The sequence below is a fragment of the Anoxybacillus sp. EFIL genome (assembly GCF_013096955.1).
GTDB lineage: Bacteria > Bacillota > Bacilli > Bacillales > Anoxybacillaceae > Anoxybacillus > Anoxybacillus ayderensis.
Genome location: NZ_SDLH01000002.1, coordinates 1 through 23,094, shown reverse-complemented (window position 1 = coordinate 23,094; position 23,094 = coordinate 1). Strand labels below are relative to the sequence as shown.

General features: G+C 41.9%; 16 protein-coding genes, 22 tRNA genes and 2 rRNA genes. 6 read left to right on the top strand and 34 right to left on the bottom strand.

Features of this window, described 5'->3' with window-relative positions; translation table 11 throughout:
* Window positions 1–17 precede the first annotated feature (17 nt).
* The 3 genes from ES017_RS03195 to cydB all read left to right on the top strand — a co-directional run bounded on the left by ES017_RS03195 (window position 18) and on the right by cydB (window position 2,719).
* Window positions 18–173: a DUF1540 domain-containing protein gene (locus ES017_RS03195; protein ID WP_069201719.1), complete on the top strand. Its 156-nt coding sequence runs from the start codon at window positions 18–20 to the stop codon at window positions 171–173.
* A gap of 178 nt (window positions 174–351) precedes the next feature.
* Entirely contained in the window at window positions 352–1,701 is a 1,350-nt protein-coding gene (locus ES017_RS03190) for a cytochrome ubiquinol oxidase subunit I (protein ID WP_021095535.1), read from the top strand.
* Window positions 1,691–2,719, top strand: a complete 1,029-nt coding sequence (gene cydB, locus ES017_RS03185; protein WP_021095534.1) for a cytochrome d ubiquinol oxidase subunit II — start codon at window positions 1,691–1,693, stop codon at window positions 2,717–2,719. Before ES017_RS03190 ends, cydB begins: the two co-directional genes overlap by 11 nt.
* Window positions 2,720–2,742: 23 nt before the next feature.
* On the opposite strand, the gene ES017_RS03180 is transcribed toward cydB, so the two are convergent.
* From ES017_RS03180 to ES017_RS03160, 5 genes are read right to left on the bottom strand one after another with little or no spacing between them, the layout of a single operon-like run.
* The gene (locus ES017_RS03180; RefSeq protein WP_021095533.1) at window positions 2,743–4,170 is read right to left on the bottom strand and encodes an o-succinylbenzoate--CoA ligase; all 1,428 of its coding nucleotides are present in this window, start codon (window positions 4,168–4,170) and stop codon (window positions 2,743–2,745) included.
* Window positions 4,171–4,226: 56 nt separating this feature from the next.
* Window positions 4,227–5,045, bottom strand: a complete 819-nt coding sequence (menB, locus tag ES017_RS03175; RefSeq protein ID WP_021095532.1) for a 1,4-dihydroxy-2-naphthoyl-CoA synthase — start codon at window positions 5,043–5,045, stop codon at window positions 4,227–4,229.
* On the bottom strand, window positions 5,035–5,862 hold the full coding sequence (gene menH / locus ES017_RS03170) for a 2-succinyl-6-hydroxy-2,4-cyclohexadiene-1-carboxylate synthase (RefSeq protein WP_035063429.1): 828 nt from the start codon (window positions 5,860–5,862) through the stop codon (window positions 5,035–5,037). Before menH ends, menB begins: the two co-directional genes overlap by 11 nt.
* 2 nt (window positions 5,863–5,864) lie before the next feature.
* Complete coding sequence (menD, locus tag ES017_RS03165) at window positions 5,865–7,598, bottom strand: 2-succinyl-5-enolpyruvyl-6-hydroxy-3-cyclohexene-1-carboxylic-acid synthase (protein ID WP_021095530.1); 1,734 nt, start codon at window positions 7,596–7,598, stop codon at window positions 5,865–5,867.
* Entirely contained in the window at window positions 7,595–8,950 is a 1,356-nt protein-coding gene (locus ES017_RS03160; protein ID WP_021095529.1) for an isochorismate synthase, read from the bottom strand. Before ES017_RS03160 ends, menD begins: the two co-directional genes overlap by 4 nt.
* Before the next feature lie 157 nt (window positions 8,951–9,107).
* Here ES017_RS03160 and ES017_RS03155 point away from each other — a divergent pair, with 157 nt between their 5' ends.
* Together ES017_RS03155 and ES017_RS03150 are read left to right on the top strand one after the other, a co-directional pair.
* Window positions 9,108–10,043, top strand: a complete 936-nt coding sequence (locus ES017_RS03155) for a 1,4-dihydroxy-2-naphthoate polyprenyltransferase (RefSeq protein ID WP_021095528.1) — start codon at window positions 9,108–9,110, stop codon at window positions 10,041–10,043.
* A gap of 86 nt (window positions 10,044–10,129) precedes the next feature.
* Window positions 10,130–10,852 carry a yteA family sporulation protein gene (locus tag ES017_RS03150; RefSeq protein WP_021095527.1) on the top strand — a complete coding sequence of 241 codons (723 nt, stop codon included), beginning with the start codon at window positions 10,130–10,132 and terminating at the stop codon, window positions 10,850–10,852.
* 37 nt (window positions 10,853–10,889) lie between these two features.
* On the opposite strand, the gene ES017_RS03145 is transcribed toward ES017_RS03150, so the two are convergent.
* Genes ES017_RS03145 through glgB form a run of 5 tightly spaced genes read right to left on the bottom strand, consistent with a single transcriptional unit; the run spans window position 10,890 to window position 18,791 of the window.
* Window positions 10,890–13,277 carry a glycogen/starch/alpha-glucan phosphorylase gene (locus ES017_RS03145; protein ID WP_021095526.1) on the bottom strand — a complete coding sequence of 796 codons (2,388 nt, stop codon included), beginning with the start codon at window positions 13,275–13,277 and terminating at the stop codon, window positions 10,890–10,892.
* On the bottom strand, window positions 13,264–14,718 hold the full coding sequence (gene glgA / locus ES017_RS03140; protein WP_171334766.1) for a glycogen synthase GlgA: 1,455 nt from the start codon (window positions 14,716–14,718) through the stop codon (window positions 13,264–13,266). The genes ES017_RS03145 and glgA overlap by 14 nt, the downstream gene beginning before the upstream one ends.
* Window positions 14,715–15,737, bottom strand: a complete 1,023-nt coding sequence (locus ES017_RS03135) for a GlgC family sugar phosphate nucleotidyltransferase (protein ID WP_021095524.1) — start codon at window positions 15,735–15,737, stop codon at window positions 14,715–14,717. The genes glgA and ES017_RS03135 overlap by 4 nt, the downstream gene beginning before the upstream one ends.
* Window positions 15,725–16,897, bottom strand: a complete 1,173-nt coding sequence (locus tag ES017_RS03130) for a glucose-1-phosphate adenylyltransferase (RefSeq protein WP_021095523.1) — start codon at window positions 16,895–16,897, stop codon at window positions 15,725–15,727. Before ES017_RS03130 ends, ES017_RS03135 begins: the two co-directional genes overlap by 13 nt.
* Window positions 16,845–18,791 (bottom strand): 1,4-alpha-glucan branching enzyme, encoded by a 1,947-nt coding sequence (glgB, locus tag ES017_RS03125; protein WP_035063427.1) that lies wholly within the window; start codon window positions 18,789–18,791, stop codon window positions 16,845–16,847. Before glgB ends, ES017_RS03130 begins: the two co-directional genes overlap by 53 nt.
* 241 nt (window positions 18,792–19,032) lie before the next feature.
* On the opposite strand from glgB, the gene ES017_RS03120 reads away from it, so the two are divergent.
* The gene (locus ES017_RS03120; protein ID WP_042534687.1) at window positions 19,033–19,989 is read left to right on the top strand and encodes a cation diffusion facilitator family transporter; all 957 of its coding nucleotides are present in this window, start codon (window positions 19,033–19,035) and stop codon (window positions 19,987–19,989) included.
* Between the two features lie 38 nt (window positions 19,990–20,027).
* Here the strand turns inward: ES017_RS03120 and ES017_RS03115 are convergent.
* From ES017_RS03115 to ES017_RS03000, 24 genes are all read right to left on the bottom strand, one after another.
* Window positions 20,028–20,099 (bottom strand) — tRNA-Glu (locus tag ES017_RS03115).
* Window positions 20,100–20,110: 11 nt separating this feature from the next.
* Window positions 20,111–20,202, bottom strand: a tRNA-Ser gene (locus ES017_RS03110).
* A gap of 3 nt (window positions 20,203–20,205) precedes the next feature.
* Window positions 20,206–20,280, bottom strand: a tRNA-Asn gene (locus ES017_RS03105).
* A 164-nt stretch (window positions 20,281–20,444) separates the two neighbouring features.
* Window positions 20,445–20,518, bottom strand: a tRNA-Ile gene (locus ES017_RS03100).
* A 5-nt stretch (window positions 20,519–20,523) separates the two neighbouring features.
* Window positions 20,524–20,594, bottom strand: a tRNA-Gly gene (locus ES017_RS03095).
* A gap of 173 nt (window positions 20,595–20,767) precedes the next feature.
* Window positions 20,768–20,843 (bottom strand) — tRNA-His (locus ES017_RS03090).
* A gap of 8 nt (window positions 20,844–20,851) precedes the next feature.
* Window positions 20,852–20,924, bottom strand: a tRNA-Thr gene (locus tag ES017_RS03085).
* Window positions 20,925–21,007: 83 nt separating this feature from the next.
* Window positions 21,008–21,100, bottom strand: a tRNA-Ser gene (locus tag ES017_RS03080).
* A 14-nt stretch (window positions 21,101–21,114) separates the two neighbouring features.
* Window positions 21,115–21,191, bottom strand: a tRNA-Ile gene (locus tag ES017_RS03075).
* An 8-nt stretch (window positions 21,192–21,199) separates the two neighbouring features.
* Window positions 21,200–21,273: transfer RNA gene (locus ES017_RS03070), tRNA-Met, on the bottom strand.
* Between the two features lie 12 nt (window positions 21,274–21,285).
* Window positions 21,286–21,361: transfer RNA gene (locus ES017_RS03065), tRNA-Ala, on the bottom strand.
* Window positions 21,362–21,368: 7 nt separating this feature from the next.
* Window positions 21,369–21,445 (bottom strand) — tRNA-Pro (locus ES017_RS03060).
* 20 nt (window positions 21,446–21,465) lie between these two features.
* Window positions 21,466–21,542, bottom strand: a tRNA-Arg gene (locus tag ES017_RS03055).
* A gap of 5 nt (window positions 21,543–21,547) precedes the next feature.
* A tRNA-Leu gene (locus tag ES017_RS03050) sits at window positions 21,548–21,633 on the bottom strand.
* Between the two features lie 10 nt (window positions 21,634–21,643).
* Window positions 21,644–21,718, bottom strand: a tRNA-Gly gene (locus tag ES017_RS03045).
* 4 nt (window positions 21,719–21,722) lie between these two features.
* Window positions 21,723–21,803, bottom strand: a tRNA-Leu gene (locus tag ES017_RS03040).
* A gap of 4 nt (window positions 21,804–21,807) precedes the next feature.
* Window positions 21,808–21,883 (bottom strand) — tRNA-Lys (locus ES017_RS03035).
* Between the two features lie 9 nt (window positions 21,884–21,892).
* Window positions 21,893–21,968 (bottom strand) — tRNA-Thr (locus ES017_RS03030).
* Window positions 21,969–22,136: 168 nt separating this feature from the next.
* Window positions 22,137–22,212, bottom strand: a tRNA-Phe gene (locus ES017_RS03025).
* Window positions 22,213–22,370: 158 nt separating this feature from the next.
* Window positions 22,371–22,446 (bottom strand) — tRNA-Asp (locus ES017_RS03020).
* Between the two features lie 5 nt (window positions 22,447–22,451).
* Window positions 22,452–22,528, bottom strand: a tRNA-Met gene (locus ES017_RS03015).
* Window positions 22,529–22,539: 11 nt separating this feature from the next.
* A tRNA-Val gene (locus ES017_RS03010) sits at window positions 22,540–22,615 on the bottom strand.
* A 10-nt stretch (window positions 22,616–22,625) separates the two neighbouring features.
* Window positions 22,626–22,742, bottom strand: a 5S ribosomal RNA gene (gene rrf, locus ES017_RS03005).
* A 118-nt stretch (window positions 22,743–22,860) separates the two neighbouring features.
* Window positions 22,861–23,094, bottom strand: a 23S ribosomal RNA gene (locus ES017_RS03000); the annotation flags it as partial.

Below are 23,094 nucleotides of genomic sequence, written 5' to 3'. Positions count from 1 at the left end.
GAAAGGAGGGGAGTATGATGGCAAAAGATGTTCTTTGTGAAGTGCAAAACTGCCAGTTTTGGTCACAAGGCAATCGATGTAGTGCAGACGCAATCTATGTCGTAAGCCATGCCGGTGCAACGGCAACAAGCTCCACAGAAACAGACTGTAAAACGTTCCAACCGACCGAATAACAGCACGACCTCTTGCTCATCGCAAGAGGTTTTCTCTTTTTTCATGTTAATAATCGTGGATAGACACATTTTTTTAAAATTATCGCCACAGTTTTGCAACATTTCTCTCATCTCTTCTTCACGTATGGAGGTTACTCTTATACATATGAAAAATATTTAGTATATCGGAGGGGGATATATGAGCGACGTACTTTTACTTAGCCGTTTTCAATTTGCCATTACGGTTTTTTATCATTTTTTATTCGTCCCGTTAACAATTGGTCTTATTGTTTTGATTGCATGGATGGAAACACAACATGTGCGAACAAAAAATCCGCTTTATCGACAAATGGCAGACTTTTGGGGGAAACTGTTTGCCATTAACTTTGTCCTCGGTGTTGTGACAGGAATCACAATGGAATTTCAATTCGGGACAAACTGGTCGGAGTATTCGAAATATATGGGGGATATTTTCGGCTCTCCGCTAGCCATTGAAGCGCTCGTTGCTTTCTTTTTAGAGTCAACATTTATGGGCATTTGGCTATTTGGGAAGGATAAAATTTCACCAAAACTTCGTGCCTTCTCTATCTGGATGGTGGCGCTTGGTACAAACATTTCAGCGCTTTGGATTATCACAGCAAACGGCTTTATGCAAAATCCGGTCGGATATATTGAAAGAAACGGCCGCATCGAACTACAAAACTTTTGGGAAGTTGTAACAAATCCATATGCATGGCATATGTTCGTTCATACCGTTGTTAGCTGTTATATCGTTGGGGCATTTTTTGTGATGGCGGTTAGTGCTTGGCATTTGTTGCGTAAACAACATGTCGAGTTTTTCGAAAAATCGTTTAAATATGCGCTCATTTTAGGATTAATCGCGGCAACAGCTACGCCGTTTATTGGTCATAAATCCGCATCATTTGCGGCAAAAATGCAACCTGCCAAAGGGGCAGCTCTCGAAGCCGTGTGGGAAACAAAAGAAAGTTTACCATTTCACATTATTCAAATTCCTGACCCAGAAAACGAGCGTAACATCGTTGAATTTTTAACGATTCCAAAGCTCGGAAGCTACTTTTATACGCACTCGTTTGATGGGAAAGTCGTTGGATTTGATCAAATTCCAAAAGATGAACGTCCGAATGTCAACATCGTCTTTTATTCATTTCGTTTAATGGTAGCACTCGGTCTATACTTTGTCGCTCTATTTTGGTACGGATTTTACTTATATCGTAAAAATAAATTAGTTGAATCACGACGTTTCTTAAAACTTGTCATGTATTCTGTATTGCTCCCGTATGTCGCTATCAATGCCGGCTGGGTCGTTGCGGAAGTCGGGCGTCAACCGTGGACAGTATATGGATTAATGCGCACAGCTGAAGCCGTATCACCTATTTCGCTTTCACAAATTGTTTTCTCACTCGTCAGCTTAGTTTTGTTTTATACTATTTTACTTATTGCAGACGTGTACTTAATGTTGAAATATGCGAAAAAAGGACCGTACACATCCACGGCTACGAAAGGTGGGGAAATTCAACATGTCTCATGAAACAGTTGCAATCATTTGGTTCGGCTTATGGGGACTCATTTGGACGATATACTTTGTGTTAGATGGATATACGCTCGGCACAGGCATGTTGTTTCCGTTTTTAGCAAGAAACCGTCAAGAGCGAAATCAGTTGCAAGAAGCGGTTGGACCGTTTTGGGGCGGAAATGAAGTCTGGTTAATTACAGCTGGAGGGGCAACGTTTGCCGCATTTCCAGCCGTTTATGCAGATTTATTCAGCTTCTTATATACGCCGATGATGCTCATTTTATTCGCGCTCTTTTTCCGCGCAGCCGGATTAGAGTTTATGCATAAAGATGATGCACCGCTTTGGCAAAAAAGCTGGAAATGGGCATTCACTATTAGTAGTTTTGCTTTAGCGCTTCTGTTTGGTGTTGCCTTTGCTAATTTGTTTTACGGTTTAAAAATTGGTCCATCTGGATATGAAGGAACGTTGTTCAGCTTGCTTCATCCGTACGGTCTTTTAGGCGGCTTATTATTTATTAGCTTATTTGCTGTCTCTGGTGCCCTATGGGTCATGCTAAAAACAGTTGGAGATGTAGCAGAACGAGCTTATAAAGTGGCTCGTCCAGCTTCTGTCGTTGCAACGGTCGTATTATCTCTTTTCTTCGTTGCAACAAGCAATCGTACGCCGCTATTCAATAATTTCACGAAAGCACCAATTCTTTGGATCGTACCCGCACTAGCTTTCGTATGTGCATTGCTCATGCTATTGTTCGTCTGGCAAAAACGAATTGGACTTGCGTTTACAAACATTTGCTTAACCATTTTCACGCTTATGGCCACCGGCTTTATCGGCATGTTCCCAAACATGCTCCCTTCGCGCATCGATAATGAATATAGTACAACGCTTTTTGAAGCCGCAGGAAGTGAATTAAACTTAAAAATTATGCTCGGTGTCGCCATCGTCATGGTGCCGATCGTAGTGGGCTATCAGCTTTGGAGTTATAAATTGTTTAAAGAAAAAATTACGAAAGAAACAGCAAAAGGATATCAATAAGAGGAGGCGTCGGCTGCCTCCTCTTATTCATTGATCCAGTTTTTCAACTTATGGCGCATCAGTTTGTTTGCGGCATTGCGCGGTAAATGATCAACGATATAAATTCGCTTCGGCACTTTATATTTCGCTAGTTTATTCATACAAAATTGCTTTAATTGCTCTTCTGTTGCTGTTACATCATGCAATACGACAAACGCACATGGCACTTGCCCCCATGTTTCATCAGCAACTCCGACTACACCTGCTTCTTTTACTGCCTCATGTTGCAAAAGCACCGATTCAATTTCAGCTGGGTATACGTTCTCTCCACCAGAAATAATTAAGTCTGAACGTCGGTCAAGCACATATAAAAACCCTTCGTCATCCATATATCCGATATCTCCGGTATATAACCAACCGTCTTTTAACACAGCGGCTGTTGCTTGCTCATTGTTCCAATACCCTTTCATGACGCTCGGACCTTTTACAACAATTTCTCCCACTTCATTCGCATTCAGCGGTTTCCCCTCTTTTTCAATACGAACGTTCATATGGAAAAGCGGCTTTCCTGCTGAACCGTGTTTATGGCGAGCATCTGGGGATAATGTAGCTACTTGCGAAGCGGTTTCTGTCATGCCGTACGTTTGATACACCGGTATATTCCAGTCAGCACATGATTGCAACAAAGGAAGTGGCACAGGACCACCACCAACGAGCATACAACGAAACGATGAAGGATACGGATATTTTAACTCTTGAATCATTTGTTGCACCATTGTGCTTACAGCGGACATCATCGTAATGTTTTGTTGAAAAATGAGCTCATTAATGCGTTTCGCATCGAATGACGACATAATATAAACACCAACCCCATAAATAACGCTCCGCATTAAAATCGATAAGCCGCTAACATGAAAAAATGGAACAGCTGCAAGCCAACAATCATCTTCACGTAATCCGAGATTCAGAGCAGAACCGATTGCACTCCACCAATGATTTCCGTACGTTTGCATAACCCCTTTTGGCTTTCCTGTCGTTCCCGATGTGTACATAATTGTTGCGACATCATCTAGATTGTACATCGTTTGCCATTTTTCATCTCGTTCACGAAGTTTGGCAAACTCCGCCCATTCGATCGCTCGTTCATCTCGAAACGGTTCATCACAAATGACAAATCGCGCCCCGCTATGTTCTAATTGCCATTTTACTTCTTCCACAGATAGACGTACATTTTGTAATAAAACAATCGCACCAATATAATGAAGGGCGTGAATGACTTCAACCATATGTGCGCTATTTTTCATTAAGATAGCGACAACATCCCCTTTTTTTACACCGAGATAAGCAAACTGTCTTGCTCTTTTTGCCGTCCGTTCGTGAAGTTCAGCAAATGAAATAGTTTCTGTTTCATCATATATCGCTATACGATTCGGCGTTAAATATGCACGTTGAAGCAACCAGTTTGGAATCATCTTAACACCACCTTCAAAAAAACAGCTTGATGTGCATACATCAAGCTGTCTTCATTTTACGGAAAACGCGGGAATTGTTTAAAGTCTGGTTTCCGTTTTTCTTTAAATGCATCGCGTCCTTCTTTCGCTTCGTCTGTTGTGTAATAAAGGAGCGTTGCATCCCCTGCAAGTTGTTGAATGCCTGCAAGTCCATCTGTATCTGCATTAAACGCAGCTTTTAAGAAACGAATAGCCGTCGGACTTTTTTCTAAAATTTCTTCCGCCCATTTCACCGTTTCTTCTTCTAATTGTTCAAGTGGAACAACTTTGTTGACTAATCCCATTTCTAACGCTTCTTGAGCGTTGTATTGACGACATAAATACCAAATTTCGCGAGCTTTTTTATGTCCAACAATACGCGCTAAGTAACCAGCACCATATCCTCCATCAAAGCTGCCAACTTTCGGCCCTGTTTGACCGAAAATCGCGTTGTCTGCTGCGATAGTTAAATCACAAACAACATGTAGCACATGGCCACCGCCGATCGCATAACCTGCAACCATCGCAATAACTGGTTTTGGAATGACGCGAATTAAGCGTTGTAAGTCTAATACGTTTAAACGCGGAATTTGGTCGTCACCTACATATCCACCATGCCCACGCACTTTTTGGTCGCCACCTGAGCAAAACGCTTTGCCACCTGCTCCTGTTAAAATAATGACTCCAATATTTGCATCGTCACGAGCATACGCAAACGCATCAATTAACTCCATAACGGTTTTTGGCCGGAACGCATTATGTACTTGTGGACGGTTAATTGTAATTTTTGCAATGCCATTATACGTTTCATACAAAATATCTTCATATTCTCTTTCTTTTACCCATTCAATCGCCATGCAATAAACCTCCTCTTAACACAAATTGTTGAACAAGTGTACAAAATCGTTCACGCTGCTCTAGATGCACAACGTGCCCAGCATTCGGAACGGTGATGAGCGTCCCGTTTGGTAATAATTGTACCATTTCTGACGCAATTCGACAAAACTTTTCATCATCTTCACCACAAATCAACAATGTCGGGAACATCAATTGAGGCAACGCTTCCCACCAAGAAGGTTGCGCTCCTGTCCCCATGCCACGCAAACTGTTCGCTAATCCAATCGCTGTATGCTGTAATCTTTCTTCTCTTAACCGCTGTTGTACATCTTCGGACAATCGTTTTAAAGAAGAAAACAATGGGATGTTCTCCCACCGATCAACAAACGAAGCGACACCATGTTGTTCAATAAACTGCGCTAATCGTTCATCTTCTTCCCGACGCTTCACGCGCTCTTCTTCCGTCTTTAGCCCCGGAGAGCTACTTTCTAATATTAACGTTTGTACATACTGAGGATAGCGGACTGCAAATGTTAATGCAAGCCGACCACCCATCGAATACCCTAACACATGGGCTTTTTTTATACCTAATTGTTCCAAAAGCATAGCAACATCTTGGGCAACCATGTCGATATGATATCGTTGTACAGAAGAAGGAGCATCCGTTTGTCCATGACCGAGAATGTCAATTGCTATGCATTGCATATGTTGTTCCCACATCGAAACAAGCGGATGCCACGTTTGACAACTACCTGTAAATCCGTGCAACAACAAAATGGGCTGTCCCTTTCCGTGCATTTCTACATAATACGTTTGCCCTCGAACGACAAACTTCATGTTCATTCCCCTTTGTTCAACAAGTTGGACATTTCCTGGGAAACATCTTTCCACAATTTCCGATGAACTCCGACATTATATTCACGAGATGAAGAAACTTCAATTACATTTAACGTCGGGCGTGCGAGCGCATCTACCACCGCACGACGAAAATGATCCCACGTCTCTACTTTTTCATAATGTCCATCATACATGTTTACAACATGATGAAACGATAAATGTGTCGGTGTGCCGAATAACCGTTCAAAATGTTTCGGCTCATTCGCCTGCGGCAAAAAGGAGAAAATACCTCCCCCATTGTTGTTTAAAACGATGATTGTCGCATGTAGCTGTTGCAATTTAGCTGCAAGTAAACCATTTAAGTCATGATAAAATGACAAGTCACCAATGACTAGTACAAGTGGTTGTGCAACACAGCTCGCTCCAAGAGCGCTCGATACAACTCCATCAATACCGTTTGCCCCCCGATTCGCCAATAAACGAATTCGCTTATGCGATGACATAAAAAACGTATCCGCATCGCGAATAGGCATACTGTTTCCGACGAAAAGAGTCGCTTCATCTGGTAATAACTGAGCGAGTTCAATGAATATTTTTCCTTCAAACATATTTTCTTCTTCTTTTGCCTGTAACAACATTTGTTTCGCTCGTTCATTCATTTTTTTCCATTGGTTGACCCATTGTGACGAACGAGATGTAGTAGAAGCGCGCTGAGCTAACTCATGACAAAATTGCACCTCGTTCGCTTCAATAAGCACGTGAAGTGATAAAGTCGGGTCGCGCCATTGCCCCGCTTCATCGACAATTATTTGTTTTACTTGTTTATGGCGTTGCAGCCAAAGGTAAAGCGACTTCGATACAGGCATCGCTCCGAAACGAATAACGACATCAGGAATGAACGCATCTGCAAACGTTTCGCATTTCAACATCGCATCGTACGATTCAATAATGAGCTGCTTTCGATGTACACCTGTTCGCAATGAAGAGAGAGGATCAGCTAAAATAGGATATTGCAACGCTTCCGCTAGCTCGACCACCGCATCAGCAAACCCTTCCACGTGCAAATCTCCACATACAATGACCCCTTTTTCGACATGACGTAGTTGTTCATATAATTCATCGATCATTTCTTGTGAAAGGTGTTTATTTCCTCTATACACCGTGCGAGTTGCGGACGGTGTGGAAAATAGCGACTCATTGAGCATTGGAACAAGCGGTTCACGTAACGGTACGTTAATATGAACCGGTCCTGCAGGAACAGATGTTGCAACACATACCGCACGAGCAGCTACCATTTCTGCATAACGAAGCATTTGCTCATTTCCTTCTGGAAGTGCCATATCAACAAACCATTTCACATATGACCCGTACATATGCAGTTGATCAATCGCTTGCGGTGCTCCGACATCGCGCAATTCATGAGGTCGATCAGCTGTAATGACAACGAGCGGAACGCGTGCATAATATGCTTCAACGATAGCTGGATAATAATTCGCTACCGCAGTACCTGATGTACAAACAAGGGCAACCGGTTTTCCAGAAGCTTTCGCCATGCCTAACGCAAAAAAAGCAGCAGAACGTTCATCAATATGGACATGAATATTTAACTGAGGATGTTCAGCCATCACCATCGCAAGAGGAGTGGAACGAGATCCTGGGCTAATCACCACTTGCTGTATCCCCGTATGAACGAATTGCTCAACAAAAGCGGCAACATATGCGGTCATTTCATTCATCGTCGTCCCCCCTCTAACGCTAGTAACATCGGCTTAAACTTTACATTCGTTTCCTCATATTCGCTAAGCGGATCAGAATGAGCAACAATTCCACACCCGGCAAACAAATGCGCCTCATTGTCTTCAAGCAATGCGGAACGAATGGCTACAGCAAATTCTCCGTTTCCGTTCGCATGAACCCAACCAATCGGAGCAGCATACCATCCACGATCAAGCGGCTCAATGTCCCGAATCGTTTGTACCGCCTTTTGTTTCGGGAATCCTCCAAGCGCTGGCGTTGGATGGAGCCGTTCAACGAGCGAAAAAATCGAAACTCCTTCCTTTATTTTCGCCTGAACAGGTGTGTACAAATGTTGAATATGTCGCATTTTTAAAAGAGTCGGCTCACTTGGAACAATCACTTCTGTGCATATTTCATGCATCGCTTGTTCAATCATGTCGACAACGAACGCATGCTCACGACGATTTTTATCGTCTTTTAGCAGCCATTGTCCGAGCTCCTCATCCTCTTTCATCGTATGTCCACGACGAATGGAACCAGCTAGACAAGCTGTTTCACACATGTACCCGTTCTTTTTCACAAGTTGTTCGGGAGAAGCACCGATAAAACAAGATGAGCCGTTTTCAAACGCAAAAATGTAGCTCATTGGTTGTTGTTCCCGCAAAGAGCACAACACATGAGAGCGATCAATCCGATGAGAAAAAGAAAGAAATAGCTCGCGTGCTAAAACGACTTTTTCAATCTCTCCGTCTTGAATGAGATCGGTTGCATGACGAACAGCATGAAACCAACGATCACGAGCGACTTCTTCTTTTTCGACAACTTCCACATCGTAGCTATCGATTTCATCATGTATGATAAATAACGAATCGATCATTTTCTCAAGTTCCGCAAACGATTCATGAACAACATTAACTGTGAGCCACGTTTCCTCACCGCGCTTTGTTAACAAAAATTTCGGGATCACAAACTGAGCGGAAGGAAAATGGCTCCAATGCTCAGCAGAACGTTTCATCGGATCAAAAGCGAACCCCCCGAACATCAATGGCCCTTCCCCTTCGATGAAAGCGCCTTCTACAATTTGTTGCCAAGCTTTCTCCACTTCCCGAAAACGCTTTTTCGTCTTTTCTTCACTTTTTATCACTTGTGCATGTCCAAGTCCAACAAGCGTGTGCTCGTGAAAGCAGTCTGACCAATAAAAGCGCTGGCCATGAAATAACGTTTCACCAGCGGCAAAAAAGGAAAGAGGATCGATTTGCCCCACTCTTACAGTGACACTAACCATATGCTTTTTTTTCTTTAACGCATCACGCAATTGGTCAATAACTTTGTTTTGATATAAAGTAACCACCTTGTATCACGCCTATACTTAATCTTTTTTTCCCTTTTCCATTATAATATTGTTCGTTAGAGATAGGAAACAATTTATATTGTCAAGACATTGACACATTTTCCCCACTTCCCTACACTTATTGTGAACGACATTTTAATCAAAGGAGAAGAATGGTATGCCAACACCAGTACGTTCAAATGCTCAAACTGTTCACTATAAACGAGACTGGCGCGTTTGGTGGCGCTTATTGCGGCCACACACGCTGACTGCAGCGTTTGTTCCTGTTTCTATTGGTACTGTGCTTGCAGTAGACGAAGCACCAATTCACTTTCCTTTATTTTTTGCCATGCTCGTAGCTTCGTTATTTATCCAAGCAGCAACAAATATGTTCAATGAATATTACGACTATAAACGCGGTCTCGATACACCTGAATCTGTCGGAATTGGTGGTGCGATCGTTCGTGATGGGATCTCCCCAAAAACTGTGTTATTGCTTGCTTGGTCTTTTTTTGCAGTCGCTATGCTACTTGGTGTTTATATTTGCGTCAATAGTAGTTGGTGGGTAGCCGTCATCGGCACGATTTGCATGGCAGCAGGATATTTTTACACAGGTGGTCCTATTCCGATCGCTTATACTCCATTCGGTGAATTAGCGGCAGGTTTTTTCATGGGACTTACCATTATTTTAATTTCATTCTTTATTCAAACAGGCACAATGACAACAACACCTGTTCTTGTCTCTGTTCCAATTTCCATTTTAGTCGGAGCCATTTTATTAGCGAATAACATTCGTGACTTAGACGGGGATAAAAAAAGCGGTCGAAAAACGTTAGCGATTTTACTTGGAAGAAAGCGTGCCATTTGGCTATTAGGTGGCATGTTTGTGACATCATTTTTATGGATCGTATTGCTCGTTTTTACAAAAACGATTTCACCATGGACATTGCTTGTATTGTTTAGCGTTCCGAAAGCATGGAAAGCAACAAAAGGATTTATTGGAAAGACAAAACCAATAGACATGATGCCAGCGATGAAAGCGACAGCTCAGACAAATACACAATTTGGATTTTTACTTGTCGTTGGTCTGTTCATTCATTATTGGCTACAATAATTGTCCAGAAAAAACCATAGCCTTTGCGCTATGGTTTTTTCTTTTTAGTCCATACTATGTGTAGTCTAATTTGAAGGAGGGATGATATGCAAACTTTACGTGAACGGTTATTACAACAAAAGCGGCAAATTGTACAACGGCTAAAACAAAACGATCATTTCGGTCTCATACGAGCGTCTGTTCATGACTCAGTTGGGGAACTATCGAATTATGACAATCATCCTGCTGATAGTGGAACAGAACTATATGAACGAGAAAAAGATATCGCCTTAAACGAACATACGAAACGGGAACTTCACGATATTGAACGGGCGCTTCAAGCGATGGAAGATGGGACATACGGAATTTGTGAAGTATGCGGAAAGCCGATCCCATTCGAACGTCTTGAAGCTATTCCAACAACAACATTTTGTAAAGAACATAGCCCTGACCAAGTTGTTTCGCAACAACGCCCGATCGAAGAAAGCGTCTTGTCTCCTCCATTTGGTGAATTTGTCGTTCATAAAGAAGCAGAAACATTTGATGCCGAAGATAGTTGGCAAAAAGTTGCGCGTTTCGGTACATCAGAAACACCTTCAGATGTTCAAGAAGACACCGTGCATTATGATCGAATGTATATTGACGCCGGAGAACAAATCGGCTATGTCGAGCCGTTTGAAACATTTGCGGCGACAGACCTTTACGGAACAGGTATTACGATTTATCCGAACATTGTACACGAACAATATGAACAAGTGCTTGACGACGAGCAGCTTATGTCTCCGCTCGGCGACCTCCCTGCATACGAAAAAGATCCTTATACTTCTTAAAAAAGTCCTGTGAGCATATGCTTACAGGACTTTTCTATTAACGAATATGCCAAATATCATGAGCGTACTCTTCAATCGTTCGGTCGCTTGAAAAATATCCTGAACAGGCGATATTCGTAACGCTCATTTCCAACCATTTTCTCCGATCTTCATACGTTGCACCAACACGTTGTTGCGCATCGGCATACGATGCGAAATCGCGTAAAACAAAGTATTGATCATTATGAGCGAGCAATGAATCGTAAATCGGTTCAAAATGATCGTACGCATCAGGAAAAAAGCCATTCACCAGTTGATTAACAACTTGATGAATACGTTGGTCATGATGATAATATTCGTAAGAATGGTATCCGCCATTCGCGTAATAGTGCAACACTTCTTCTGCCGTAAGCCCGAAAATAAACATATTATCATGACCAACCCGCTCTAAAATTTCAATATTTGCTCCATCCAACGTTCCGATCGTCACAGCTCCGTTCATCATAAATTTCATATTCCCAGTTCCAGATGCTTCTTTACTAGCGGTCGAAATTTGTTCACTTACATCAGCAGCCGGAAAAATTTTTTCCGCTAATGAGACACGGTAATTTTCTAGGAAAATGACTTTTAATCGCCCGTTAATTTGCTCATCGCTATTTACTTTTTGTGCAACGGAATTAATTAACTTAATGATCCGTTTCGCATAATGATATCCCGGTGATGCCTTTGCACCAAAAATAAACGTGCGTGGATGCATGTCGAAATGCTCATCTTCTTTTAATCGGTTATATAAATGCATAATGTGTAGCACATTTAACAACTGTCTTTTATACGCATGCAGCCGTTTTACTTGTACATCAAAAATGGATGAGTCATCCACGACAACACCTGTTTTTTCATAAATATACGTCGCCAACTGTTGTTTATGGTAATGTTTCACTTTTGCTAATTCGTCTTGAAATGAATGATCATTTGCATACTTTTTTAGTTGAATCAACTGTTCGGGTTGCTTTACCCATTCCGCTCCGATCGCTTCTGTAATAAGAGAAGAAAGCTGTGGATTGGCTTTTAACAACCAACGGCGATGTGTAATGCCGTTCGTTTTATTATTAAACTTTTCAGGAAAGTATTCATAAAACAGCTTCATTTCACGATGCTTTAAAATTTCAGAATGTATTTTCGCCACACCGTTCACACTATAGCTCCCTACAATCGCTAAATGAGCCATTTTGACAAGCCCATGGGCAATAATGGCCATCTCCTCGATTCTTTTCCAATCACCAGGATATCGATTCCATAAGTCGCGACAAAAGCGTTCATTAATTTCTTGCACAATCATATAAATGCGCGGCAATAGCGGTTGAAAAATATAAATTGGCCATTTTTCCAACGCTTCCGACAATGTGGTATGGTTTGTATAAGAGATCGTGTTTGTCGTAATATGCCATGCTTCGTCCCATCCCATTCCTTCCTCATCTAACAAAATACGCATAAGCTCTGGGATGGCTAACACAGGGTGGGTATCATTCACATGAATGGCTACATGGCGGTGAAAATGTTGCAAATGCCCGTACCGTTGCCGATAATCGCGTACGATGCTCCCAATGCTTGCAGCAACGAGAAAATACTGTTGCTTTAGTCTTAAAATTTTTCCTTCGTCATGTGTGTCGTCTGGGTATAAAAATTCAGAAATCGCTTCCGTTTCTCGCTTATACTGCATGACATGTTTATGAAGCGGAAATTTTGCAGGCTCGGCACTCCATAATCGTAACGTATTTACAGTCGTCGTATCATATCCAATGACAGGCATATCATAAGGAACAGCCATTACCTTTTCGACATCATAATGTCGAAACGCTAACCGACCATCTTGTTCGTAGCATTCTACTTTCCCCCAAAAATTCACTTCTACCGCTAAATCTTCTTTTTTTACTTCCCAAACATTACCATGACGTAACCATTGTTCCGGGAGTTCCACTTGATAACCATTCACTATTTTTTGATCAAACAAACCGTGTTTATAACGGATACCTTGTCCATGTCCAGGAAGGTCAAGAGAAGCGAGAGAGTCTAAAAAACAAGCAGCGAGACGCCCAAGCCCCCCATTCCCTAGACCTGCATCAATTTCCACTTCTTCAATATGAGCTAACTCAATGCCTAGCTCTTTCAATCCTTCTTCCACGACATCACGTATGCCAAGATTCATTAAATTGTTCCCTAGCAAACGTCCTAATAAAAACTCAATCGACAAATAATATACTTGCTTTTTATGTTGGGCACGATATCGTTCATTCGTCTGAATCCAATGTTTACTAATATACTCGCGAATCATATGGCCTAACGTATTGTACTGATCGAGAACAGTCGATTCCCAAAAACGTTTTCCGTACATCATTTCTAGTCGCTTCAAAAACGTTTGTTTAAACTCTTCCTTATTCGTGAACATAGATGCCACTCCCAGTCATTAGTTCGTCGTATAGTTGGTTATATTTAAATGCTGACTTTGCCCAACTGTAATCCCGACTCATTGCCTGCTTCATTATCATTTCCCATACTTCTTTTTGTTCATAAAATGAACGGGCACGTTGAATCGTATATAACATGTCGTGTGCATTAAAGTTTTTAAACGTAAATCCGGTTCCTTCTTTTGTAAATTCGTTAAACGACTGCACTGTATCGTTTAATCCACCCGTTTCTCGCACGATCGGTACAGCTCCATAGCGCATCGCAATCATTTGGCCAAGACCACACGGTTCAAATTTAGACGGCATTAAAAACATATCTGCTCCAGCATAAATTTGATGTGCAAGCTGTTCTGAAAACCCAATATATACACGCACACGTTCTGGATATGTCAGCGCCATCTCATGAAAGAAATGTTCAAACTCCCATTCTCCTGTTCCAAGGATGATCATTTGCACATTTTCAGCAATCATTTCGTGAAATACGCATTTTACTAAATCTAATCCTTTTTGTTTCGTTAACCGTGAAACGATGGCAATGACTGGGACATCTTCTTCTGACGGCAATGAAAAATGTTGTTGTAACGCTCGCTTATTAATACTTTTTCGTGCAATTGTCGTCACATCGTATGGCACTGCAATATACGGATCTTTTTTCGGGTTATATATGTCATCATCAATTCCATTTAAAATTCCAACTAAGTGCGAACTTCTCGCGCGCAATAATCCGTCAAGCCGTTCACCATAATATGGAGTTTGAATTTCTTCTTTATACGTTGGGCTAACTGTCGTAATCATATGTGCGGAGACGAGAGCCCCTTTCATGAAACTAACATGCCCGTAAAACTCTAAATGTTCAATCGAAAAATAACGGTCGCTTAAATTTAGCAAATCCCCTAAAATCTCGCGTGGAAAAATGCCTTGAAACTGCAAATTATGGATGGTAAATACCGTTTTCATTTGCGCGTAAAATGAATTTTTCGCATATTCTCCACGCAACAAAAATGGAATCATCCCTGTGTGCCAATCATGACAATGAATGACATTTGGTTGAAAGCCGATGACAGGCAGAGAATCGAGAACCGCTCGACAAAAATATGAAAAACGCTCACCGTCATCGTAATGCCCGTATAACGAATCTCGCTTAAAGTAATATTCGTTGTCGACGAAATAGTATGTCATTCCTTCGTATTCTAATTGTTCAATTCCACAATATTGTCTTCTCCAACCAACACGAACGACAAGCTCAGCAATTTTATTCATTTTTCGGCGCATATGTTGCGGAATGACCCCATATTTAGGAAGCATCACACGCACATCCGTCCCAAGCTTTTTCAACTCTTTCGGCAATGCGCCAGCAACATCAGCTAAACCACCTGTTTTCACAAACGGTACACACTCTGATACGACAAATAATACTTTCACGATTTCATCAGCGCTCCTTGTATTGTCCCTTTTCGAATGACGATTGGCTGATTCGGTGTTCCAATTAATTTCACTCCATCACCAATGCGAGCATCTTTATCAACGATCACATATTCAAGATGACAATTATCCCCAATTTGACTTTTTTGCATAATAATACTGTTGCGGACAACAGTTCCTTTTCCTATTTTTACTGCTCTAGAAATAATACTATGTTCAATTTCTCCTTCAATGATACATCCATTCGCAATCATCGCATTACGCACGCAAGCATATGATGTATATTTCGTCGGTGGCTCATCTTTTACTTTCGTATAAATCGGTCTTCCTTTTAAAAACAACTGCTTCCACACTTCTGGTTTAAGAAGTTCTAAGCTATGGTGAAAATAACGTTCGACGCTATCAATAACTGCGACATACCCGTTATATTCATAATCACATACGGTTAAACCATTTCCTTCATCATTCACAACATCAACAATACTTCGATATTGATTTCGTTGTTGGTTGGCGATTAAATCAAGCAACAACGATGTTTCTAAAATAAACATATCAAGCGACTTTCCACGATAACGTATACGGGTTATATCGCACCCGTTAGCCATATGACGTCGCAATACTTCCTCATAATCAATATTGCACACCGTATAACTGTTGCAAATAAGAGCGTACTTTTGTGTGCTTCGCAAAAAATAGTCAATATGTTGTTGAAAATGTTGAAACGAACCGATATGAGAAATCGGGAGATCAGGCGAAGGGAAGAAGAACAATCCATCACGTTTCCGATTCAAATCCCAATTCTTTCCTGAACCAAGGTGGTCCATTAACGAACGATATTGATACTTTGGGAAAATGGCGACACTTTCAATACCTGAGTTCACCATATTTGATAAAACAAAATCAATTAGCCGATAGCGACCAGCAAACGGAACGGCTGCGATAGAACGCTGAAATGTCAAATCACTCATTTCCGGTGTATATGTCGTCGCATCAATGACCCCAAGCATTAATTTTCCCACGTTTTCTCATCCTCTCTCTCAGAAAAATGTCCCAAAATCTCCTCTGTCACAAGAATGACTTCCCCTTCATATTGATCCGCACAAATAAACGTTCCATCAGGAATTGCCACATTCGGAGGAACAATCGCTTTTTCAATGTATACATTTTTCCCAATCACTGCATTAGGCATAACAACACAATCTTTTACTTTCGCACCTTGTGAAACGTACACCCCTTGAAACAAAACAGAATGCTCCACATTCCCTTCAACGATGCATCCTTCATTCACTAAAGATTCTTTCACTTGTGCGTATGGAGCAATATATTGCGGTGGTTCATTCGGGTTCACAGAATAAATACGCCATGTATGGTCAAATAAATTTAATGCTGGGGTATCTTCTAGTAAATCCATATTTGCTTCCCATAAACTTTTTACCGTCCCAACATCTTTCCAATATCCTTTAAATGGATAGGCAATGAGCCGCTTTTTTTCTTCGATCAGTAAAGGAATAATATCTTTACCAAAGTCATGGCTTGAACGGTCATTTCGATTGTCCATTTCTAAATACTCTTTCAAAATAGACCATTTAAAAATATAAATGCCCATAGACGCTAAATTGTTTTTCGGATGAGCTGGTTTCTCCTCAAACTCTACGATTTCCATCTCGTCATTTGTGTTCATAATTCCAAAACGGCTCGCTTCTTCCCATGGTACTTCAATAACAGAAATTGTAACATCCGCCTTTTTTTCGATATGGTATTGTAGCATATCCGCATAATTCATTTTATAAATATGGTCGCCGGAAAGAATGAGGACATACTCCGGATCATATTGCTTCAAATAGTTTAGATTTTGATAAATGGCATTCGCTGTTCCCTTGTACCATTTCATTTCTGATGATTCAGCATACGGAGGGAGAACGGTTACCCCCCCATTTTTTCGATCTAAATCCCATGCACTTCCAATTCCAATATACGTATTTAACTCTAACGGCTGATATTGGGTGAGCACCCCAACAGTATCAATGCCAGAATTAGCACAATTGCTTAATGTAAAATCAATAATGCGGTATTTTCCTCCAAACGGAACAGCTGGTTTAGCTAAATTTTTTGTTAGCGAACTTAATCTACTCCCTTGTCCCCCTGCGAGTAGCATAGCGACGCACTTTTTTCGTACCATGGCTTTCCTTCCCTTCTCTTTTTCTTGTTGGTCGTAAAATTGTTATAGCATACGGCGGAATCGTCATTCGAATATGATACGGCTTTCCGTGATACGGCTCTTCGTGTGCCACAAGCGGTTTTTTGTTTATGTGTCCCGCACCACCGTACATCACATCATCGCTATTAAATACTTCTCGATACGATGTAAGCAATGGCACACCAATTTTGTAATCTTCATACACGATATTAGTAAAATTGCAAACGACAATTAACGCATCTTCTTCTTTTTTTCCTCGTCGAATAAAAGAAAAAATACTTTGTTCAGCGTTGTTCACATCAATCCATTCGAACCCATTTGGATCATGATCACATTCATATAATGCTCTTTGCTTTTTATAAAAATGAGTGAGAGATTTCACGTAGTCATCCATTTTTCGATGCATATCAAAATCAAACAACACCCAATCGAGTTGTTCTAAATCTTTCCATTCATCAAACTGTCCAAACTCTCCACCCATAAACAACAGTTTTTTTCCGGGATGCGTCATAAAATATCCATAAAGCAGGCGAAGTTGAGCAAATTTATCCCAATAATCGCCTGGCATTTTATTTAATAACGATTTTTTTCCATGCACCACTTCGTCATGGGATAAAGGTAAAATAAAATTTTCCGTGTAAGCATACAACAAAGAAAATGTCATTTTATGATGCATATATTTTCGATCATGCATGCTCGTTTCCATATAACTTAATACATCGTTCATCCATCCCATGTTCCATTTGTAGTTAAATCCTAACCCACCATCGTACGTAGGTGCCGTCACTTTCGGCCAATCTGTTGAATCTTCTGCAATCATTAATACATTCGGATCAAAAGCAAATACAACTTCATTTAATTTCTTTAAAAATGAAATGGCATATGGATTTGGATGCAGTACATCGCTATTCGGCCAATAAAGCATATTTGCAACCGCATCAACACGAAAACCGTCAATATGATAATGCTCTAACCAAAACAAAGCATTCGAAATTAAAAAGCTATGCACTTCTGGTTTTCCTAAATCGAAATTTGCTGTTCCCCACACAATATTTTCGCGATCTTGCATATTCATATATTCATACGTCGGCTCACCATCAAACATATATAACCCATGTGCATCTTTACAAAAATGTCCCGGTACCCAATCTAAAATGACTCCAATTCCTTCCTGATGACAACGATCAATGAAATACATTAAATCATGAGGCGTTCCATAACGGCTTGTTGCAGCATAATAACCTGTTCCTTGATATCCCCAGGAACGATCGAGCGGGTGCTCAATAAGCGGCAAAAGTTCAATGTGAGTAAATCCATGTTCGACAACATAAGGAATTAACTCATCCGCCATTTCCTTATATGTATAAAATTTCCCATCGTCTTTCTTTTTCCATGTACCAAAATGAACTTCATAAATAAACATCGGTTGCTCATAAATAGGTTTTCGCTTCTTTTTTCTTTGCCACGCTTGATCATTCCATTTATATCCTTTTAAATCATATACAATAGAGGCCGTATTGGGGCGTTCTTCTGCGTAAAAAGCATATGGATCTGCTTTCAGAACGATATGTCCATCTCTTGTCATTATTTCGTATTTGTATAAATGTCCTTCTAAATTTTCAGGGACGACAATCATCCATACTCCTTGTTCGTTTATTTTTGTTAACTTGTGCTTTTCTCCGTTCCAATCATTAAACGTTCCAACAAGACGAACTTCTTTTGCATTTGGGGCCCATACACAAAAACGCGTTCCGATCATTCCGTTTTGTTTTACAAGATGTGCGCCAAACAAGTGATAACTTTGATAAAACGTTCCTTCGTGAAATAAATGCATCTGCAAATCGGTTGGACTCATTGTCAACAAATGTTCATCCATCCTTTCTTCAATGGGTGCGGAAACAATTCCGTACTGAATATATTACACAAAGTCATATAAAATTCCTGTAAGAAAATTAAGATATTTTTCGACAATGTTCAACAAATCACATGTTAAATGAAAATCAATACGAACGTCCATAAATTTGTCGCTTGAGTAACAAATGATAATTATATAAAATAGTTTATAGTAATTATTATTTATTTTTTTTAATATTAATTTTAAATAAAGGGGAATGCATATGTATGATTTTCATCATTTACCGCATATGAAAGTACAAGCAACATCAAAGAAAGCGCTTTGGATAACACTGTTATTAACGACTTTTTTCACCATTGTTGAAATTGTAGGAGGCATTTTGTCTAATTCGCTTGCTCTATTGTCAGACTCAGCACATATGGCCTCTGACGTCATTGCATTAAGCTTAAGTATGGTTGCCATTTATTTAGCTTCTCGCCCACCAAATAAAACATTTACATTTGGCTATTTACGGTTTGAAATTATCGCTTCATTTTTAAATGGGCTCGCGCTTGTCATCATTTCTATTGGAATTTTCATTGAAGGAATTCGTCGTTTTATTCATCCTGAAAGCATTCAATTTTCCCTCATGCTAACCATCGCAACGATCGGATTTGTTGTTAATCTCGTATTAACAATCGTTTTAAGTCGGAGCATGAAAGAGGAAGAAAATTTAAATGTAAAAAGCGCCTTATGGCACTTTATTGGCGACTTACTTAGCTCCATTGGCGTCATCATCTCAGCTATTTTAATTTACTTTACAGGACTATACATGTTCGACCCACTCATTAGCGTCGTCATCGGTACCATTATTTTTATAGGTGGGGCAAAAATTGTTCGGGAATCGTATTTTATTTTAATGGATGCAGTGCCACATGAATTTGACGTGGATCGTATTCGTGCTGATATTCTTTCTATTGAAGGAGTAGAAGATGTACATGAGTTACACATTTGGTCCATTTCAACAGATCATTATTCCTTAACAGCACACGTTCTTATTCACGAGCATATTCAACCATTTTGTGTTATTTTAGCTATTAATGAAATGTTAAAAGAAAGATATAACCTTTCCCACGTCACCATTCAAGTTGAACATCCTTCTATTCATCAACACGGGGAATATGGAAAAAAATTTTTGGAGAAGAAAAATAAAACGCATATAAATTTCGATGAAATGTAAAAAGGACATCTCATATCATGAGATGTCCTTTTTACTAGTGACCCGTACGGGATTCGAACCCGTGTTACCGCCGTGAAAGGGCGGTGTCTTAACCACTTGACCAACGGGCCGTGTGTGGCAATGGCGGAGAAGGCGGGATTTGAACCCGCGCGCCGCAAAACGCGACCTAACGGTTTAGCAAACCGTCCCCTTCAGCCACTTGGGTACTTCTCCAAATGGCTCCGCAGGTAGGATTCGAACCTACGACCGCTCGGTTAACAGCCGAGTGCTCTACCACTGAGCTACTGCGGAACAATAATAAAAGTGATTCATACTTCCTAACCAATATTATAGTTTAACTTTACTGCCTCTTCCTCTAATAGCACACTCAACGATGATAAATGCGTCGAGGCAACTCGCAGTTTACTCAATGATGCATTGCTCGTCACTGAGCTACTGCGGAATAAACACCATAATGGGCCTAAGTGGACTTGAACCACCGACCTCACGCTTATCAGGCGTGCGCTCTAACCAGCTGAGCTATAGGCCCACGTAAGCGGGTGATGGGAATCGAACCCACGACATCAGCTTGGAAGGCTGAGGTTTTACCACTAAACTACACCCGCGCAATAAATTACTCACATATCTATTTTTTACTTCTACGCTTTTTCATGCCTCTTCCTCTACCAGCATACTCAAGGATGTTAGATGCGTCGAGGCAACTCGTAGCTTATTCAGCGAAGTGTCGCTCGTGGCTGAGGTTTTACCACTAAACTACACCCGCATAACATAAAATTTATGGGGCGACTAGTGGGAATCGAACCCACGAATGCCAGAGCCACAATCTGGTGCGTTAACCACTTCGCCATAGCCGCCACAACGATGCCGGCTGCAGGACTTGAACCCGCAACCTACTGATTACAAGTCAGTTGCTCTACCAATTGAGCTAAGCCGGCAAAATATGAAGTGCATCAAATTTTTATACCGTTTGTCAGTCGTGTCCCTTCTTAATTAAGAAGAAGGAACTAAAATCAATTTATGGCGGAGGAGGAGGGATTCGAACCCCCGCGCGCCTTTCGACGCCTCTCGGTTTTCAAGACCGACCCCTTCAGCCAGACTTGGGTACTCCTCCGTATAATATGAACATGGTGGACCTTGTAGGACTCGAACCTACGACCGGACGGTTATGAGCCGTCTGCTCTAACCAGCTGAGCTAAAGGTCCTAAGCTAGTAGCGGCGGAGGGAATCGAACCCCCGACCTTACGGGTATGAACCGTACGCTCTAGCCAGCTGAGCTACGCCGCCATTATAAATATATGGTGGAGCCTATCGGGATCGAACCGATGACCTCCTGCGTGCAAAGCAGGCGCTCTCCCAGCTGAGCTAAGGCCCCTTAAAAATGGTCGGGAAGACAGGATTCGAACCTGCGACCCCATGGTCCCAAACCATGTGCTCTACCAAGCTGAGCTACTTCCCGTCCTCACTACGATATAAACATGGCGCGCCCGAGAGGATTCGAACCCCTAACCTTCTGATCCGTAGTCAGATGCTCTATCCAATTGAGCTACGGGCGCATAAGTGCCGAGGGCCGGACTCGAACCGGCACGGTAGTCACCTACCGCAGGATTTTAAGTCCTGTGCGTCTGCCAATTCCGCCACCCCGGCATAGGCATGTTGGAGCGGAAGACGGGACTCGAACCCGCGACCCCCACCTTGGCAAGGTGGTGTTCTACCACTGAACTACTTCCGCATTATGCGGGTGGAGGGACTTGAACCCCCACGCCAGAGGCGCCAGATCCTAAGTCTGGTGCGTCTGCCAATTCCGCCACACCCGCATCATGGTGAGCCATGGAGGACTCGAACCTCCGACCCTCTGATTAAAAGTCAGATGCTCTACCTACTGAGCTAATGGCTCAAAACAATCTGGTGCCGGCTGCAGGACTTGAACCCGCAACCTACTGATTACAAGTCAGTTGCTCTACCAATTGAGCTAAGCCGGCAAAATATGAAGTGCATCAAATTTTTAGATCGTTTGTCAGTTGTGCCTCTTCCTCTACTCGCATACTCAATGATGATGGATGCGTCGAGGCAACTCGTAGCTTATTCGTTGAAGCTTTGCTCGTCTCTACCAATTGAGCTAAGCCGGCATGATACCATATATTTTAAAATGGTGGCTCGGGACGGAATCGAACCGCCGACACAAGGATTTTCAGTCCTTTGCTCTACCGACTGAGCTACCGAGCCATATAGATAGTATATCCTTAAATTATTCAGATGGAAAACGTCCTTCGTCCCGCTCTCCGTTTGCTTACTCAAGATGTTGCTCGAGCGGTACGCTGTAGCCTTGCCAAAGAAGTCGATTCAAACGTGCTCTACCGACTGAGCGCTACCGAGCCATACAATGGCGGTCCCGACGGGACTCGAACCCGCGATCTCCTGCGTGACAGGCAGGCATGTTAACCACTACACTACGGGACCAATATTGGTTGCGGGGGCAGGATTTGAACCTGCGACCTTCGGGTTATGAGCCCGACGAGCTACCTGGCTGCTCCACCCCGCGATGATAACATATGGTGGAGGATGACGGGATCGAACCGCCGACCCCTTGCTTGTAAGGCAAGTGCTCTCCCAGCTGAGCTAATCCTCCATTACATCTTGCCCGGCAACGTCCTACTCTCGCAGGCGGTGTCCCGCCAACTACCATCGGCGCTGGAGAGCTTAACTTCCGTGTTCGGGATGGGAACGGGTGTGGCCTCTCCGCCATCGTCACCGAGCAATAATGCTTTAGACAAATGTTATTATAAAGGAATATTTTTTGTTGTCAAGCATTTTTTTATTCCTTCAAAACTAGATAACAGGGGTTGCGTAGTCGCCTACGCTTTTCTCATGTGTTTAGTTAAGTCCTCGATCGATTAGTATCCGTCAGCTGCACGTGTCGCCACGCTTCCACCTCGGACCTATCTACCTTGTCATCTTCAAGGGATCTTACTCGCTTGACGCGATGGGAAATCTCATCTTGAGGGGGGCTTCACGCTTAGATGCTTTCAGCGCTTATCCCTTCCGCACATAGCTACCCAGCTGTGCTCCTGGCGGAACAACTGGTACACCAGCGGTGCGTCCATCCCG